A 15,538-nucleotide genomic window follows, 5' to 3' on the forward strand; every position below is an offset into this window, starting at 1 on the left:
CGGAAATCTCAGACAATCGACAGCGTTGAACTGCCATATTAGCCGCTTAGGCTGTGCCTGACCGTTGCACCTATGTCGCAGCCCTGCCACAACCCCCCTTCTAGGAGTGAGCCTGCTCGCGATAACGGTTTAACATTCAACAATGCGATTGGCAGGTAAATCGCCATCGCGAGCAGGCTCACTCCTACAGGGTTTTGCGGTGGGAAATCGACCTCAGGCGCCGCGAAACCGTTTGGTCATGGCATAATCCGACACCATTTTTCTCCAGCACCTGTAAAGGGGGCGATTCCTTGACGGTTTCAAGTAAAACGTTGCACCTTTTCGGCATCAAAGCCTGCGACACCATGAAAAAGGCGCGCACCTGGCTCGATGAACACGCTGTCAGCTACGACTTTCACGATTACAAAACCGCCGGTATCGACCGTCAACACCTGACTCAATGGTGTGACGAGCACGGCTGGCAAACGGTGTTGAACCGTGCAGGCACGACCTTTCGCAAACTCGACGACGAACGCAAAGCCGATCTCGACCAAGCGAAAGCCATCGAACTGATGCTCGCTCAACCCTCGATGATCAAGCGCCCGGTGCTCGATCTCGGTGACCGAACCCTGATTGGCTTCAAGCCAGATATCTACGCGGCCGCTCTGAAGTAAGCAGCCCGTCACTCTTTGTAGAGGTATTCACATGTCCAACTCCCTGTTCAGCATCGCCTTCGGTGTCGGCACGCAAAACCGTCAAGGCGCCTGGCTCGAAGTGTTCTACGCACAGCCACTGCTCAACCCGTCGGCCGAACTGGTCGCCGCCGTTGCGCCGATCCTCGGCTACACCGAAGGCAACCAGGCCATCACCTTCACCACCGCACAGGCTGCGCAACTGGCTGAAGCCGTGAAAGGCATCGACGCCGTTCAAGGCAAATTGCTGACCCGCCTGGCCGAGAGCCACAAGCCGCTGGTCGCCACGCTGCTGGCCGAAGACGCACAACTGACTTCCACGCCTGAGGCGTACCTGAAGCTGCACCTGCTGTCCCATCGCCTGGTCAAGCCGCACGGCGTGAGCCTGGCCGGGATCTTCCCGCTGCTGCCGAACGTAGCGTGGACCAGCCAGGGTGCGATCGACCTGAGCGAACTGGCAGAGCTGCAACTCGAAGCCCGTCTGCGTGGCGAGCTGCTGGAAGTGTTCTCGGTGGACAAGTTCCCGAAAATGACTGATTACGTTGTCCCTGCTGGTGTGCGTATCGCTGACGCCGCGCGTCTGCGTCTGGGCGCGTACGTGGGCGAAGGCACCACCGTGATGCACGAAGGTTTCATCAACTTCAACGCCGGCACCGAAGGCCCGGGCATGATCGAAGGCCGCGTATCGGCTGGCGTTTTCGTCGGCAAGGGTTCGGACCTGGGCGGCGGTTGCTCGACCATGGGCACCCTGTCGGGCGGCGGCAACATCGTGATCAAGGTCGGCGAAGGCTGCCTGATCGGCGCCAACGCCGGTATCGGTATTCCGCTGGGCGACCGCAACACCGTCGAGTCTGGCCTGTACGTGACCGCCGGCACCAAGGTGGCGCTGCTGGACGAGAACAACAATCTGGTCAAAGTTGTGAAAGCGCGTGAGCTAGCCGGTCAGACTGACCTGCTGTTCCGTCGCAATTCGGAAACCGGTGCCGTGGAATGCAAAACCCACAAATCGGCGATCGAACTGAACGAAGCGCTGCACGCTCACAACTGAGTGCTTGGATAATCCATTGTAGGAGTGAGCCTGCTCGCGATGCTTTTAGCGCCCTCACGGACGCCATCGCGAGCAGGCTCACTCCTACAGGATTTGGCGTACATCCCGCCCATTTCACCAGGGCTATAAACCGTGATGATTCCCTCTCCCTGGCGTGCCGATTTCCCGGCCATCGCCGCCCTGCAACGGCAAGACCAGACCTATCTGGACAACGCCGCCACCACGCAAAAACCCCAGGCCCTGCTCGACGCGCTGGCGCATTACTACGCCAACGGCGCGGCCAATGTGCATCGTGCGCAACATTTGCCCGGCGCCCACGCCACGCAAGCGTTCGAAGACAGTCGGCTCAAGGTTGCCCAGTGGCTGAACGCCGGTGACAGCGGGCAAATCATCTTCACCCACGGCGCCACCAGTGCGCTGAATCTCCTGGCGTATGGCCTGGAACATCTTTTCCATCCGGGCGATGAAATTGTCATCAGCGCCCTGGAGCATCACGCCAACCTGCTGCCGTGGCAGCAACTGGCGCAACGTCGCCAACTGAAACTGGTGATCCTGCCGCTGGATGACGAAGGTGTGATCGACCTCGGCGCCGCTGTCCATCTGATCGGCCCGCGCACGCGTTTGCTGGCGGTCAGCCAGTTGTCCAACGTGCTCGGCGCCTGGCAACCACTGCCTGCACTGCTTGGCATGGCCAAGGCGCAGAACGCGCTGACCGTGGTCGATGGCGCCCAAGGCGTGGTGCACGGTCGGCATGACGTGCAGGCGCTGGGCTGCGATTTTTATGTGTTTTCCAGCCACAAACTGTACGGCCCCGATGGCCTCGGCGTGCTGTTCGGCCGCAATGCCGCGCTCGGACAGCTGAAGCCGTGGCAGTTTGGCGGTGAGATGGTGCTGGAAGCCAACTACCACGACTCACGCTTTCGCCCTGCCCCGCTGGGTTTCGAGGCAGGCACGCCGCCGATTGCCAGTGTGATCGGCCTCGGCGCGACCCTTGATTATCTCGCCGGGCTTGATCAGGACGCGGTGTCTGCTCACGAAGCCGCGCTACATGATTACCTGCTGCGCGGCCTCGCCGCCCGCAATGGCATTCGCCTGCTGGGCAAGCCGCAACTGGCGCTGGCGAGTTTTGTTGTCGAGGGTGTGCACAACGCCGACCTGGCGCATCTGCTGACCGAGCAAGGCATCGCCGTGCGCGCCGGGCATCACTGCGCCATGCCGTTGCTGAAAAGCTTCGAACTGGCCGGGGCGATTCGGGTGTCGCTGGCGCTGTACAACGATTCCGAAGATCTGGAGCGGTTTTTTGAAGCGCTGGATCAGGCACTGGAGTTGTTGCGATGAAATTGCCGGCTGAAGCCGCCGAAGCGCTGCACACCTTTCAGAATGCCGCAGGCTGGGAACAGCGGGCGCGGTTGCTGATGCAGTTTGGTGATCGTCTGGCGCCGTTGAATGACTCGGACAAGTGCGAAGCCAACCGGGTGCATGGGTGTGAAAGTCAGGTGTGGCTGGTTGGGGAATTGCGTGATGGTCACTGGCAGTTCGCGGCGAGCAGCGATGCGCGGATGATTCGCGGGTTGGTGGCGTTGCTGTTGTTGCGGGTCAATGGACTGAGCGCTGATGAATTGCAGGAAGTTGATTTGCCGGACTGGTTCAATCAACTCGGCCTTTCGCGCCAGTTGTCGCCGTCGCGCAGCAATGGCCTGAATGCCGTGCTCCAGCGGATGAATGAGTTGGCAGGTTGATCGCTATCGCTGGCAAGCCAGCTCCCACAGGGTCCATGGTGTTCACAAATGTAGTGAACCTGCCAAATACCTGTGGGAGCTGGCTTGCCAGCGATGAGGTCATCAACTCCACCGATCAAACCTGAGGTTTCACTCGGTCAGCCGGACGCCGAACACCCGCCACAATCTTGTCCACAGCCTTGGTCGCCGCGACCATGCCGAACGTCGCCGTGACCATCATCACCGCGCCAAACCCTCCCGCGCAGTCCAGTTTCACGCCATCGCCGACAAAACTCTTCTGCAAACAGATGCTGCCGTCCGGTTTCGGATAGCGCAGTTGTTCGGTGGAGAACACACACGGCACGCTGTAATGACGGGTTACGGTGCGTGAGAAGCCGTAGTCGCGGCGCAAGGTCGATCGTACTTTCGAGGCCAGCGGATCGTTGAACGTACGGTTCAGATCGCAGACCTGAATCAGCGTCGGATCAATCTGCCCGCCCGCGCCGCCGGTGGTGATGATCTGGATCTTGCGGCGCTTGCACCAGGCGATCAGCGCAGCCTTGGCGTTGACGGCGTCGATGCAGTCAATCACGCAATCGATGTTCGGCGTGATGTACTCGGCCATGGTCTCGCGGGTCACGAAATCCGCCACAGCGTACACGGTGCAATCCGGGTTGATCCCGCGCAACCGCTCGGCCATCACTTCGACCTTGGGCTTGCCGACGGTGCTGTCCAGCGCGTGCAACTGCCGATTGGCGTTGCTGACACAGACATCGTCGAGGTCGAACAGCGAAATTTCGCCGACACCACAACGGGCCATGGCTTCCGCCGCCCAGGAACCGACGCCACCGACGCCGACGATCGCCACGTGGGCGGCGCGCAAGCGCTCCAGGCCTTCGATGCCATACAAACGGGCGATGCCTGCAAACCGCGGATCTTCTGTACTCATGACCATTACCCCAAAAACCGGCGCGCATTATAGGGCTACGCAGCGACAAGTTTTAACCTTCGATCTACAAGTGTAAGAACTTAAGTCAAAGAGGATTGCCCAATATCGGGCATTTCCCTGTCTGTTGTACGACTTGTGAACTACCGGTGTAGGATGCGCGCCCCTTTGGCGTATAGCCTACCGATCCTCCGTTCCACAGCCTTTGGAACCTGAAACAGCTATGTCATCGCGTAAATTTGGACTCAACCTGGTGGTGGTTCTGGCAATCGCCGCCCTGTTCACCGGCTTCTGGGCGCTGATCAATCGCCCGGTCACCGCGCCGAACTGGCCGGAGCAGATCTCCGGTTTCTCCTATTCGCCGTTCCAACAGGGACAATTCCCGCAGAAGGATCAGTTCCCATCTGACGAGGAAATGCGCCGCGATCTGGAGATCATGAGCAAGCTGACGGACAACATCCGTATCTACTCGGTCGACGGCTCTTTGCAAGACATCCCGAAACTGGCGGAAGAGTTCGGCCTGCGCGTGACCCTCGGGATCTGGATCAGCCCCGACCAGGAGCGCAACGAACGAGAAATCACCCGCGCCATCGAACTGGCCAACACCTCGCGCAGCGTGGTTCGCGTGGTAGTCGGCAACGAGGCGATCTTCCGCAAGGAAATCACCGCCGAACAACTGAGCGTGCTGCTCGATCGCGTGCGCGCAGCGGTCAAAGTGCCAGTGACCACCTCCGAGCAGTGGCACGTCTGGGAAGAACACCCGGAACTGGCCAAGCACGTTGACCTGATCGCCGCCCACGTTCTGCCGTACTGGGAATTCATCCCGGTCGACAAGGCTGGCCAGTTCGTTTTCGACCGTGCCCGCGACCTGAAAAAGCTGTTCCCGAAAAAACCGCTGCTGCTGTCCGAAGTGGGCTGGCCGAGCAACGGCCGTATGCGCGGTGGTGCTGATGCGTCGCCGGCAGATCAGGCGATCTACCTGCGCAACCTGGTGAACAAGCTCAATCGCCAGGGCTTCAACTACTTCGTGATCGAAGCGTTTGACCAGCCGTGGAAGGCCAGTGACGAAGGTTCTGTCGGCGCCTACTGGGGCGTGTTCAACGCCGCGCGTCAGCAGAAATTCAACTTCGAAGGCCCGGTGGTGGCGATTCCACAATGGCGCGTGCTGGCGGTCGGTTCGGTGGTGCTGGCGCTGTTGTCGCTGACGTTGCTGATGATCGACGGCTCGGCGTTGCGCCAGCGCGGCCGGATCTTCCTGACCTTTATTGCATTCCTGTGTGGTTCGGTGCTGGTGTGGATCGGTTACGACTACAGCCTGCAATACAGCACGTGGTTCAGCCTGACGGTGGGTTTCCTGTTGGCGCTCGGTGCGCTCGGGGTGTTTATCGTGTTGCTCACCGAAGCGCATGAACTTGCCGAGGCGGTGTGGATTCACAAGCGTCGACGGGAATTCCTGCCGGTTGAGGGCGATTCCAGCTACCGACCAAAAGTCTCGATCCACGTGCCTTGCTACAACGAGCCACCGGAGATGGTCAAACAGACCCTCGACGCCCTGGCCGCCCTCGATTACCCGGACTACGAAGTCCTGATCATCGACAACAACACCAAGGACCCGGCCGTTTGGGAACCGGTGCGCGACTATTGCGAAACCCTCGGCCCGCGCTTCAAGTTCTTCCACGTTGCGCCATTGGCAGGCTTCAAGGGCGGCGCGTTGAATTACCTGATTCCGCACACCGCCAAGGACGCCGAAGTGATCGCGGTGATCGACTCCGATTATTGCGTGCACCCGAACTGGCTCAAGCACATGGTGCCGCACTTCGCCGATCCGAAAATCGCCGTGGTGCAGTCGCCGCAGGATTACCGCGACCAGAACGAAAGCACCTTCAAGAAGCTCTGCTACGCGGAATACAAAGGCTTCTTCCACATCGGCATGGTCACCCGCAATGACCGTGACGCGATCATCCAGCACGGCACCATGACCATGACCCGCCGTTCGGTTCTGGAAGAATTGGGTTGGGCTGACTGGTGCATCTGTGAAGACGCCGAACTAGGTCTGCGCGTGTTCGAGAAAGGCCTGTCGGCGGCGTATTACCACGACAGCTACGGCAAGGGTCTGATGCCGGACACCTTCATCGACTTCAAAAAGCAGCGTTTCCGTTGGGCTTACGGTGCGATCCAGATCATCAAGCGCCACACCCGCAGCCTGCTGCGCGGCAAGGACACCGAACTGACTCGTGGCCAGCGCTACCACTTCCTCGCTGGCTGGTTGCCGTGGGTCGCGGACGGCATGAACATCTTCTTCACCGTCGGCGCGCTGTTGTGGTCGGCGGCAATGATCATCGTGCCGCAACGGGTCGATCCGCCGCTGCTGATTTTCGCGATCCCGCCGTTGGCGCTGTTCGTGTTCAAGGTCGGCAAGATCATCTTCCTCTACCGTCGCGCCGTTGGGGTGAACCTGAAAGATGCTTTCTGCGCGGCACTGGCCGGGCTGGCGTTGTCGCACACCATCGCCAAAGCGGTGCTGTACGGTTTCTTCACCAGCAGCATTCCGTTCTTCCGTACGCCGAAAAATGCCGACAACCATGGCTTCTGGGTGGCGATTTCCGAAGCGCGGGAGGAGCTGTTCATCATGTTGCTGTTGTGGGGCGCGGCGCTGGGGATTTTCCTGGTCAACGGCATGCCGAGCAATGACATGCGTTTCTGGGTGGTGATGCTGCTGGTGCAGTCGCTGCCGTACCTGGCGGCGTTGATCATGGCGTTCCTGTCGTCGCTACCGAAACCTGCGCCCGCGCCTGAACCGGCGCCGGTCGTCTAAATCCTCATCGATGCACTAAACGGCGGCCAATGGTCGCCGTTTTGCTTTAAGATAACCGCCATTTTGCGGGGCTCAGCTCTAATCCCTGTGGGAGCGAGCCTGCTCGCGAAGGCGTTGTAACAATCACCAACTATGTTGACTGACACACCGCATTCGCGAGCAGGCTCGCTCCCACATTGGTCCCTGCTCAAATTCATGATCCCGGAGTTTTCCATGACGGCCCACGCCGACCTTTCGCCGACCCTCCAACTCGCCATCGATCTGATCCGCCGTCCGTCCGTAACGCCGGTCGATGCCGATTGCCAGAAGCAGATGATGCAGCGCCTGGGCGATGCCGGTTTCACCCTCGAACCGATGCGCATCGAGGATGTGGATAACTTCTGGGCCACCCACGGCAACACCGACGGCCCGGTGCTGTGTTTCGCCGGCCACACCGACGTGGTGCCGACCGGTCCGGTAACGGCGTGGCAGATCGACCCGTTCAACGCGGTGATTGATGAACACGGCATGCTCTGCGGTCGTGGCGCGGCGGACATGAAAGGCAGCCTGGCGTCGATGACCGTTGCCGCCGAACGCTTTGTCACCGACTACCCGAACCACAAGGGCAAGGTCGCGTTCCTGATCACCAGCGACGAAGAAGGCCCGGCGCATCACGGCACCAAGGCTGTGGTTGAACGCCTGGCTGCGCGCAACGAGCGTCTGGACTGGTGCATCGTCGGCGAACCGTCGAGCACCACTTTGGTTGGCGACGTTGTGAAAAACGGCCGCCGTGGCTCGCTCGGTGCCAAGCTCACCGTCAAAGGCATTCAGGGCCACGTCGCCTACCCGCACCTGGCGAAAAACCCGATCCACCTTGCTGCTCCGGCGCTGGCCGAACTGGCCGCAGAGCATTGGGATCACGGCAACGATTTCTTCCCGCCGACCGGTTTCCAGATTTCCAACGTCAATTCCGGCACCGGCGCGACCAACGTGATTCCGGGTGATCTGGTGGCGGTGTTCAACTTCCGCTTCTCCACCGAATCGACCGTCGAAGGCCTGCAGAAACGTGTCGCCGACATCCTCGACAAGCACGATCTGGACTGGCACATCGACTGGGCGCTGTCCGGCCTGCCGTTCCTCACCGAGCCGGGCGCGCTGCTCGACGCCGTGTCGGCGAGCATCAAGGACATCACCGGCCGCGAGACCAAGGCATCCACCAGCGGCGGCACTTCCGATGGCCGTTTCATCGCAACCATGGGCACGCAAGTGGTTGAGCTGGGGCCGGTCAACGCGACCATTCACCAGGTCAACGAGCGCGTACTGGCGGCCGATCTCGACGTGCTGACCGAGATCTACTACCAGACTCTGATCAAGTTGCTCGCCTGATGCTCGCTTGCCCCATTTGCAGTGAACCGCTGAATGCAGTGGACAACGGCGTGGTCTGCCCCGCCGGCCATCGCTTCGACCGTGCGCGGCAGGGTTATCTGAACCTGCTGCCGGTGCAGCACAAGAACAGCCGCGACCCTGGCGACAACCAAGCCATGGTCGAGGCGCGCCGTGACTTTTTGAACGCCGGCCATTACGCGCCGGTGGCCAAGCGTCTGGCCGAACTGGCGGCGAGCTATGCGCCGGATCGCTGGGTCGACATCGGTTGTGGCGAGGGTTATTACACCGCGCAAATCGCCGAGGCCCTGCCGGATGCCGATGGCTACGCGCTGGACATCTCGCGTGAAGCGGTCAAACGCGCCTGCAAGCGCAACCCGGCGCTGACCTGGTTGATCGCCAGCATGGCTCGCGTGCCATTGGCGTCGGGCAGTTGCCAGTTTCTCGCCAGCGTTTTCAGTCCTTTGGACTGGGAAGAAGCCAAGCGTCTGCTCAGCGTTGGCGGCGGTCTGATGAAAGTCGGCCCGACCAGCGGCCATCTGATGGAATTGCGCGAGCGGCTGTACGACGAAGTGCGCGAATACACCGACGACAAGCATCTGGCCCTGGTGCCCGAAGGCATGGCGTTGGCGCACAGTGAAACCCTGGAATTCAAACTGACGCTGGACAAGCCCGAGGACCGCGCCAACCTGTTGGCGATGACACCTCACGGCTGGCGTGCCAGTGCCGAACGTCGCGCGGCGGTGATCGAGCAGGCCGAGCCGTTCGAGACCACCGTGTCGATGCGCTACGATTATTTCGTTCTTCAATAACTTTTGGTCTCGGGCCAATGCCCGGGGCCGGCTAAATCCGCGAATGGATTTTTCAGACCCGCAGTGAGGACATCCATGCGCCAACCGGATATCGAGATTTACCTGAAAGACGCCGACGTCGACCACAAGGCCATTTCGGCCTGGCTGGGCGAAGCGTTGGGCCCATGCAGCGACTGGGTGCAGAAAGGCCAGACCTACAAGTGCAAGGCCGGCAACGTGCCGGTGACCTGGCTGCCGAAAGCCGTCGGCAAGTGGAACAGCCTGTACCTGGAAAGCGACCAGACGCCTTGGGACGACGACATCGCCTGCGCTCGCGCAGCCTTTGCTGCGCTGAACGTCGAAGTGCGTTGTGCGCCGGGGACGTGGGTCGAGGAAGAAGGCGAAGAGACAGCAGATCGCTGGATTCGCATCAGCGAAGACGGTGAAGAAGAGATCACCTGGAAAACTGCATAAAACTTGCACAAAACCTGTGGGAGCGGGCTTGCCCGCGATTGCGGCTTGTCAGTCACGTCTATGCCGGATGTGCCGCCGTCTTCGCGGGCAAGCCCGCTCCCACAGGATTTTATGGTCAGTCTGAAATTTGATTACAGACCTACAACATCCTCAGCCTGCAACCCCTTCTCGCCGGTAATCACCGCGTACTCGACCTGCTGACCTTCCGTCAGTGACCGATGCCCTTCGCCGCGAATCGCGCGGTAGTGCACGAAGACGTCCACCCCGTCTTCGCGCTGAATGAAGCCATAGCCCTTGGCGTCGTTGAACCACTTCACGTTGCCGGTTTCACGTGTTGCCATCTGTTCATACTCCTTTTTTATTATTGAACAGGCTTTTCGCAGGAAAGCCTTTGAGGAACGTCAGCCTGCGTCCGACGTCCATAAAAGGGCCCCGGCGGCAGATCGCCGAGTATATGACAGGCGGCAAAACTCTCAACAGGAGATTACTTCGCCGCTTTTTTGCCGATTTTCGATGAATCCGGCACACTAGCCACCGCCCGAGCACCTGCTCGGTTTTATCCACTCACGCAGAAGCCGTATGACCCGTTCCCCGTTCCGCCGTCTTGTGTTTGGCACCTTGCGCCGACTGTTGTATCTCTGGGTTCGCTCCGAGACGATCAACCAGTCGTCGCTCTCCCTCAACCTCGACCGCAGTCGTCCGGTGTTCTACGTCCTGCAAAACCCCTCGCTGACCGATCTGGCAGTGGTCGACACCGAGTGCACCAAGGCCGGCCTGCCGCGTCCGGTACTGCCGGTGTCAGTGGGTTCGCTGATCGAGCCTGCCGCATTCTTCTATCTGACGCCGGACCCGGACTGGCTCGGCCGTCAGGACAAACGCGGTGCGCCGCCGACCCTGACACGGCTGGTCAGCGCGCTCACGCAGAACGCTGCCGAAGACGCACAGATCATTCCGGTCAGCGTGTTCTGGGGCCAATCGCCGGACAGTGAAAACAGTCCCTGGAAATTGTTGTTCGCCGACAGCTGGGCCGTCACCGGCCGTCTGCGTCGACTGCTGAGCATCATCGTCCTCGGGCGTAAAACCCGCGTGCAATTCTCCGCGCCGATCCACCTGCGCGAGCTGATCGAACACAACAAGGGCCACGAACGCACCGTGCGCATGGCCCAGCGCATCCTGCGTGTACACTTCCGCAATCTGAAAGCGGCAGTGATCGGTCCGGACATTTCCCACCGCCGCAATCTGGTCAAAGGCCTGCTCAACCAGCCGCTGGTCAAGCAAGCGATCCTCGACGAAGCCGAGCGCGAAAACATCTCGCCGGAAAAAGCCAAAGCCCAGGCCCTGCGCTACGGCAACGAGATCGCCTCGGACTACACCTACACTGCGATCCGCTTCCTTGAAGTGGTGCTGAGCTGGTTCTGGAACAAAATCTACGACGGCATCAAGGTCAACCACATCGAAGGCGTGCAAAAGGTCGCCCAGGGTCACGAAGTGATCTACGTGCCGTGCCACCGCAGCCACATTGACTACCTGCTGCTCTCGTACTTGCTGTTCCGCAACGGCTTGACCCCGCCGCACATCGCCGCCGGGATCAACCTGAACATGCCGGTGATCGGCAGCCTGCTGCGCCGTGGCGGCGCGTTTTTCATGCGCCGCACGTTCAAGGGCAATCCGCTGTACACCTCGGTGTTCAACGAATACCTGCACACCCTGTTCACCAAAGGTTTTCCGGTCGAGTACTTCGTCGAAGGCGGTCGCTCGCGCACCGGACGCATGCTGCAACCGAAAACCGGGATGCTCGCCATTACCATGCGCAGCTTCCTGCGTTCGTCGCGCATGCCGATCGTGTTTGTGCCGGTGTACATCGGCTATGAGCGCGTACTTGAAGGTCGCACCTACCTCGGCGAACTGCGTGGCGCGAGCAAGAAGAAAGAGTCGATCTTCGACATCTTCAAAGTCATCGGCGCGCTCAAACAGCGCTTCGGTCAGGTCGCGGTGAACTTCGGCGAGCCGATCAAACTGGCGGAGTTCCTCGACGCCGAACAACCGGACTGGCGCCAGCAGGAACTTGGCCCGCAGTACAAACCGGCGTGGCTCAACGAGACCACCAACCGCCTCGGCGAGAAAGTCGCGCAGCATCTGAACGAAGCGGCGGCGATCAACCCGGTCAACCTGGTGGCCCTGGCGCTGCTGTCGACCAGCCGTCTGGCGCTGGATGATCGGGCGATGGCGCGGGTACTGGATCTGTATCTGGCCCTGCTGCGCAAGGTCCCGTACTCGCCGCACACCACATTGCCGGAAGGCGATGGTCGCGCGCTGATCGAGCATGTGAAGGACATGGATCTGCTGTCCGAACAAAACGATGCGCTGGGCAAGATTCTCTATCTGGACGAGCAAAATGCCGTCCTGATGACCTACTACCGCAACAACGTGCTGCACATTTTCGCCCTGCCATCGCTGCTGGCGAGCTTCTTCCAGAGCACCTCGCGCATGAGCCGCGAACAGATCCTGCGCTACACCCGCGCGCTGTATCCGTACTTGCAGTCGGAGCTGTTCATCCGCTGGAGCCTGGACGAACTCGATGCGGTGGTCGATCAATGGCTGGAAGCGTTCGTCGAACAAGGCCTGCTGCGCTTCGAGAAAGACGTGTACCTGCGTCCGGCACCGAGCTCGCGGCATTTCGTGCTGCTGACCTTGCTGTCGAAGAGCATTGCGCAGACCCTGCAACGTTTCTACATGACCGTCTCGCTGCTGCTCAACGCCGGCCAGAACAGCGTCAGCGCCGAAGAACTGGAAGACCTCTGCACGGTCATGGCCCAGCGCCTGTCGATCCTGCACGGCCTGAATGCCCCGGAGTTTTTCGACAAGAGCCTGTTCCGCCACTTCATCCAGACCCTGCTCGACCTCGACGTGCTGCGTCGCGACGAGGCCGGCAAACTGAGCTACCACGAACTGCTCGGCGAACTGGCCGAAGGCGCGGCCAAACGTGTGTTGCCGGCGGAGATTCGTTTGTCGATCCGTCAGGTCGCGCTGCATCGCAGTGAAGATGCGGCCGATCAACCGGCCATACAGCCCGAAGCCTGATGAGAACCTGTAGGAGTGAGCCTGCTCGCGAAAACGCTGGGTCAGACAACAGAGATGTTGAACCGCCATCGCGAGCAGGCTCACTCCTACATTGAAAGGAGATTTGCCATGAAAAAACTGACCGTTCTCGCTGCCGCTGCCCTGCTCAGCGCCTGCCAATCGACCACCCCCGCCGGCAAAACCAGCCTCGACGGCGAAGTGTTCTACCTGCAACGCATCGCCCTGCCACCGAGCGCGACCCTGAGCGTAAGCCTGCAAGACGTTTCGCTGGCCGACGCACCAGCCGTCGTACTCGACGAACAGAAAGGCCCGGTCAAAGGCCAGGTGCCACTGCCGTTCCACTTGAGCTACGATCCGGCGCAGGTCAAACCCGGCCACCGCTATTCGGTCAGCGCGCGTATTGAGGTCAATGGTGAGTTGATGTTCATCACCACCGAAAACCACGCCGTGCAACTCGACGGCAACGATCCGCAGCCGCTGAAAATCCGCGTCGACGCCGTTCGTTAATTCATTTTCTGCAACAAGGAAGCCGCCATGCTCCGCCCTACCCTCCGCTTCGCCGGCCTCTGCGCGGGCCTGATGATCTCCGCCAGCGCCATGGCCCTGTCGCTCAACGATCTGTCGCAACAAGACGCCACCGGCGGCCTCAAGGACGCCCTGACCCAAGGCGCGCAACTGGCCGTCAAACAACTGGGCACCCCGGGCGGTTTCAGCAACAACCCTGAGGTGAAGATCGAACTGCCGGGCAAACTCGGTAAAGCCGCCAGGAAAATGAAAGCCTTCGGTATGGGCGCCCAGGTCGAAGAACTGGAAACCGCGATGAACAAGGCTGCGGAAACCGCCGTGACCCAGGCCCAGCCGATCCTCGTCGACGCCGTGAAAAAAATGAGCGTGGCCGACGCCAAAGGCATCCTCAGCGGCGGCAGCGATTCGGCCACCCAATACCTCGACAAATCCAGCCGCGAACAGATCCGCGCCAAGTTCCTGCCGATCGTCAAACAGGCGACCGACAAGGTCGGCGTAGCGCAGAAATACAACGCCTTCGCCGGCCAGGCCGCGACCTTTGGTGTGGTGGACGCGAAGAGCGCCAACGTCGAAAACTACGTCACCGAACAAGCGCTCAACGGCTTGTTCGAAATGATCGGCAAACAGGAAGAAACCCTTCGCAAAAACCCGGCCGCTGCGGCGACGAGTCTGGCGAAGAAGGTGTTTGGCACCCTTTAAGCCGACTCCGAACGGGAGCGAGATCGCTCGCTCCCGTTTTTCAATTCATTGGCAATGTGCAAGAAGAACACCCACTCGGAGCCCATTTTTCTCTTCTCGAAAATCTGCAACTCGACCAGCCCGTTGAGCGTCGACATCGCTGAATTGCAAGAGCAGCCAAGATGCTCCATCACATTGCCTGCCGTAAACTCCTTCGCCACGCCGTTCTTGGCAGCCTGATACAGCGACCGCTGCGGCTCCGTCAGCCGCTCAAAGAATCCCGCCCCCGTCAGCCATTGCTCGAAGTCCTCGCTGAACGCCACGCTCTTGCGCCAGGCCTCATCAAAACGGCTCACCGCCCGCACAATCACCGAGCACTGGAACTCGATGAAGTAGGTCAGATCCAGCTCATCCGCCTCGGTATGCAGATATGAGCGTCCATACTTCACCGGCGCATTACGCAACAACAGACTGATCGCAATGTAGCGAAACGCCGCGAACTCGTTCTTGAACATGAACCAATAAAACAACGCCCTCGCGACCCGGCCATTACCGTCACGAAACGGATGCTCATAGCCCAAGGCAAAGTGCAGCGTGATCGCCTTGATCAGCGGATGCAGATAGTTCTTGTGGTGAGGTAATTCATGGGCAAGATTGATCCACTGCGAAAGCCGCTCCAGCCGCAAGACCAGCCCGGTGGCGGGTGGCGGCCGATGCACAGTGTTGCCTGCACCGTCCTGAACAACCACTTCATCATTCGCCCTGAACATACCGGGAGAATACTGCTCGTCATCAATCCCCTCGACGCCAACCCGATGCATCGCGCTGATCAACTCGACACTCAAAGGTTCGTAGCGTTTTTCCCAAGCGAAATTCATCATCCGGTAGTTACCCATGACCATACGCTCGTCCGGCGTACGCGGCTGGCGCTGACGCCTGAGCATGTCCTTGGCCACACGCGTGGTCGTCGCAGCACCTTCCAGCTGACTGCTGGCGATCGCTTCGTCCTCGATCAGATCATTCAGCAAATAACTGAAATGCGCCCGCTCGCCGATCTGACTGGTCATGTAGTCCAGCGCGGCACTGGTCGTCTGCCGGTCCACAATCGACAGGGTTCTCTGCGCCAACGGCGTCAGCAAATACTTGCCCCACTGCAACGGCTCTCCCAACGGCAGCAAATCGACGTACTGCGCAACCCGCGCCTTCTTGACAAGAGCCCAACAAAAATTGACATCCAGCCCCGCCGCCCAGCGATAGCGCAACGCTTCAAAGGGCAGATAACGCCCTTGATCATCGAGCGGCTTGAGCAACGCGAGATAATCCGCCAAACGTTGCTTGTGAGGCGGACGCACCAATAAGTCGAACACCCGGTCAGTTCTGCCTTTCAATGCTGGCGGCTTTTTCATCAAGACAAACTCAGGAACGCTGG

General features: G+C 60.2%; 14 protein-coding genes. 11 read left to right on the plus strand and 3 right to left on the minus strand.

The window, feature by feature from the left end:
- Window positions 1-290: 290 nt before the first annotated feature.
- From AC3WMT_RS19915 to AC3WMT_RS19930, 4 genes are all read left to right on the plus strand, one after another.
- Window positions 291-653, plus strand: a complete 363-nt coding sequence (locus tag AC3WMT_RS19915; RefSeq protein WP_103303040.1) for an ArsC family reductase — start codon at window positions 291-293, stop codon at window positions 651-653.
- Between the two features lie 31 nt (window positions 654-684).
- On the plus strand, window positions 685-1,719 hold the full coding sequence (dapD, locus tag AC3WMT_RS19920; RefSeq protein ID WP_011332675.1) for a 2,3,4,5-tetrahydropyridine-2,6-dicarboxylate N-succinyltransferase: 1,035 nt from the start codon (window positions 685-687) through the stop codon (window positions 1,717-1,719).
- 132 nt (window positions 1,720-1,851) lie between these two features.
- A complete protein-coding gene (locus AC3WMT_RS19925; RefSeq protein ID WP_103303041.1) occupies window positions 1,852-3,057 on the plus strand; it encodes an aminotransferase class V-fold PLP-dependent enzyme in 1,206 nt (401 codons plus the stop codon).
- Window positions 3,054-3,458, plus strand: coding sequence for a SufE family protein (locus tag AC3WMT_RS19930; RefSeq protein ID WP_103303042.1), 405 nt, complete (start codon window positions 3,054-3,056; stop codon window positions 3,456-3,458). Before AC3WMT_RS19925 ends, AC3WMT_RS19930 begins: the two co-directional genes overlap by 4 nt.
- A 115-nt stretch (window positions 3,459-3,573) precedes the next feature.
- On the opposite strand, the gene tcdA is transcribed toward AC3WMT_RS19930, so the two are convergent.
- The gene (tcdA, locus tag AC3WMT_RS19935; RefSeq protein ID WP_103303043.1) at window positions 3,574-4,392 is read right to left on the minus strand and encodes a tRNA cyclic N6-threonylcarbamoyladenosine(37) synthase TcdA; all 819 of its coding nucleotides are present in this window, start codon (window positions 4,390-4,392) and stop codon (window positions 3,574-3,576) included.
- Between the two features lie 214 nt (window positions 4,393-4,606).
- On the opposite strand from tcdA, the gene AC3WMT_RS19940 reads away from it, so the two are divergent.
- The 4 genes from AC3WMT_RS19940 (at window position 4,607) to AC3WMT_RS19955 (ending at window position 9,825) form a co-directional block, all read left to right on the plus strand.
- A complete protein-coding gene (locus tag AC3WMT_RS19940) occupies window positions 4,607-7,198 on the plus strand; it encodes a glycosyltransferase (RefSeq protein ID WP_103303044.1) in 2,592 nt (863 codons plus the stop codon).
- A 213-nt stretch (window positions 7,199-7,411) separates the two neighbouring features.
- Window positions 7,412-8,563 (plus strand): succinyl-diaminopimelate desuccinylase, encoded by a 1,152-nt coding sequence (gene dapE / locus AC3WMT_RS19945; protein WP_103303046.1) that lies wholly within the window; start codon window positions 7,412-7,414, stop codon window positions 8,561-8,563.
- The gene (locus AC3WMT_RS19950) at window positions 8,563-9,372 is read left to right on the plus strand and encodes a putative RNA methyltransferase (RefSeq protein ID WP_103303047.1); all 810 of its coding nucleotides are present in this window, start codon (window positions 8,563-8,565) and stop codon (window positions 9,370-9,372) included. The genes dapE and AC3WMT_RS19950 overlap by 1 nt, the downstream gene beginning before the upstream one ends.
- A 75-nt stretch (window positions 9,373-9,447) precedes the next feature.
- Window positions 9,448-9,825 (plus strand): hypothetical protein, encoded by a 378-nt coding sequence (locus tag AC3WMT_RS19955; protein ID WP_103303048.1) that lies wholly within the window; start codon window positions 9,448-9,450, stop codon window positions 9,823-9,825.
- Between the two features lie 131 nt (window positions 9,826-9,956).
- Here AC3WMT_RS19955 and AC3WMT_RS19960 read toward each other — a convergent pair whose 3' ends face one another.
- Entirely contained in the window at window positions 9,957-10,166 is a 210-nt protein-coding gene (locus AC3WMT_RS19960) for a cold-shock protein (protein ID WP_007908870.1), read from the minus strand.
- 238 nt (window positions 10,167-10,404) lie between these two features.
- On the opposite strand from AC3WMT_RS19960, the gene plsB reads away from it, so the two are divergent.
- The 3 genes from plsB (at window position 10,405) to AC3WMT_RS19975 (ending at window position 14,130) form a co-directional block, all read left to right on the plus strand.
- Complete coding sequence (gene plsB / locus AC3WMT_RS19965; RefSeq protein WP_103303049.1) at window positions 10,405-12,906, plus strand: glycerol-3-phosphate 1-O-acyltransferase PlsB; 2,502 nt, start codon at window positions 10,405-10,407, stop codon at window positions 12,904-12,906.
- 108 nt (window positions 12,907-13,014) lie between these two features.
- Complete coding sequence (locus AC3WMT_RS19970; RefSeq protein ID WP_103303050.1) at window positions 13,015-13,413, plus strand: YbaY family lipoprotein; 399 nt, start codon at window positions 13,015-13,017, stop codon at window positions 13,411-13,413.
- A gap of 27 nt (window positions 13,414-13,440) precedes the next feature.
- Window positions 13,441-14,130: a DUF4197 domain-containing protein gene (locus tag AC3WMT_RS19975; protein ID WP_103303051.1), complete on the plus strand. Its 690-nt coding sequence runs from the start codon at window positions 13,441-13,443 to the stop codon at window positions 14,128-14,130.
- Here AC3WMT_RS19975 and AC3WMT_RS19980 read toward each other — a convergent pair.
- Window positions 14,127-15,515, minus strand: a complete 1,389-nt coding sequence (locus AC3WMT_RS19980; protein WP_103303052.1) for a Fic family protein — start codon at window positions 15,513-15,515, stop codon at window positions 14,127-14,129. The two genes, AC3WMT_RS19975 and AC3WMT_RS19980, sit on opposite strands and share 4 nt — an antisense overlap.
- Window positions 15,516-15,538: the final 23 nt, after the last annotated feature.

Source organism: Pseudomonas sp. FW305-7 (assembly GCF_058786735.1).

Excerpts from the sequence above, each read along its gene's own strand:
- AC3WMT_RS19970 (WP_103303050.1), top strand. The coding sequence starts at position 13,015 with ATGAAAAAACTGACCGTTCTCGCTGCCGCTGCCCTGCTCAGCGCCTGC.
- dapD (WP_011332675.1), top strand. The coding sequence starts at position 685 with ATGTCCAACTCCCTGTTCAGCATCGCCTTCGGTGTCGGCACGCAAAAC.
- AC3WMT_RS19940 (WP_103303044.1), top strand. The coding sequence starts at position 4,607 with ATGTCATCGCGTAAATTTGGACTCAACCTGGTGGTGGTTCTGGCAATC.
- tcdA (WP_103303043.1), bottom strand. The coding sequence starts at position 4,392 with ATGGTCATGAGTACAGAAGATCCGCGGTTTGCAGGCATCGCCCGTTTG.
- AC3WMT_RS19930 (WP_103303042.1), top strand. The coding sequence starts at position 3,054 with ATGAAATTGCCGGCTGAAGCCGCCGAAGCGCTGCACACCTTTCAGAAT.
- AC3WMT_RS19980 (WP_103303052.1), bottom strand. The coding sequence starts at position 15,515 with ATGAAAAAGCCGCCAGCATTGAAAGGCAGAACTGACCGGGTGTTCGAC.
- AC3WMT_RS19955 (WP_103303048.1), top strand. The coding sequence starts at position 9,448 with ATGCGCCAACCGGATATCGAGATTTACCTGAAAGACGCCGACGTCGAC.
- dapE (WP_103303046.1), top strand. The coding sequence starts at position 7,412 with ATGACGGCCCACGCCGACCTTTCGCCGACCCTCCAACTCGCCATCGAT.
- AC3WMT_RS19960 (WP_007908870.1), bottom strand. The coding sequence starts at position 10,166 with ATGGCAACACGTGAAACCGGCAACGTGAAGTGGTTCAACGACGCCAAG.
- AC3WMT_RS19950 (WP_103303047.1), top strand. The coding sequence starts at position 8,563 with ATGCTCGCTTGCCCCATTTGCAGTGAACCGCTGAATGCAGTGGACAAC.
- AC3WMT_RS19975 (WP_103303051.1), top strand. The coding sequence starts at position 13,441 with ATGCTCCGCCCTACCCTCCGCTTCGCCGGCCTCTGCGCGGGCCTGATG.
- plsB (WP_103303049.1), top strand. The coding sequence starts at position 10,405 with ATGACCCGTTCCCCGTTCCGCCGTCTTGTGTTTGGCACCTTGCGCCGA.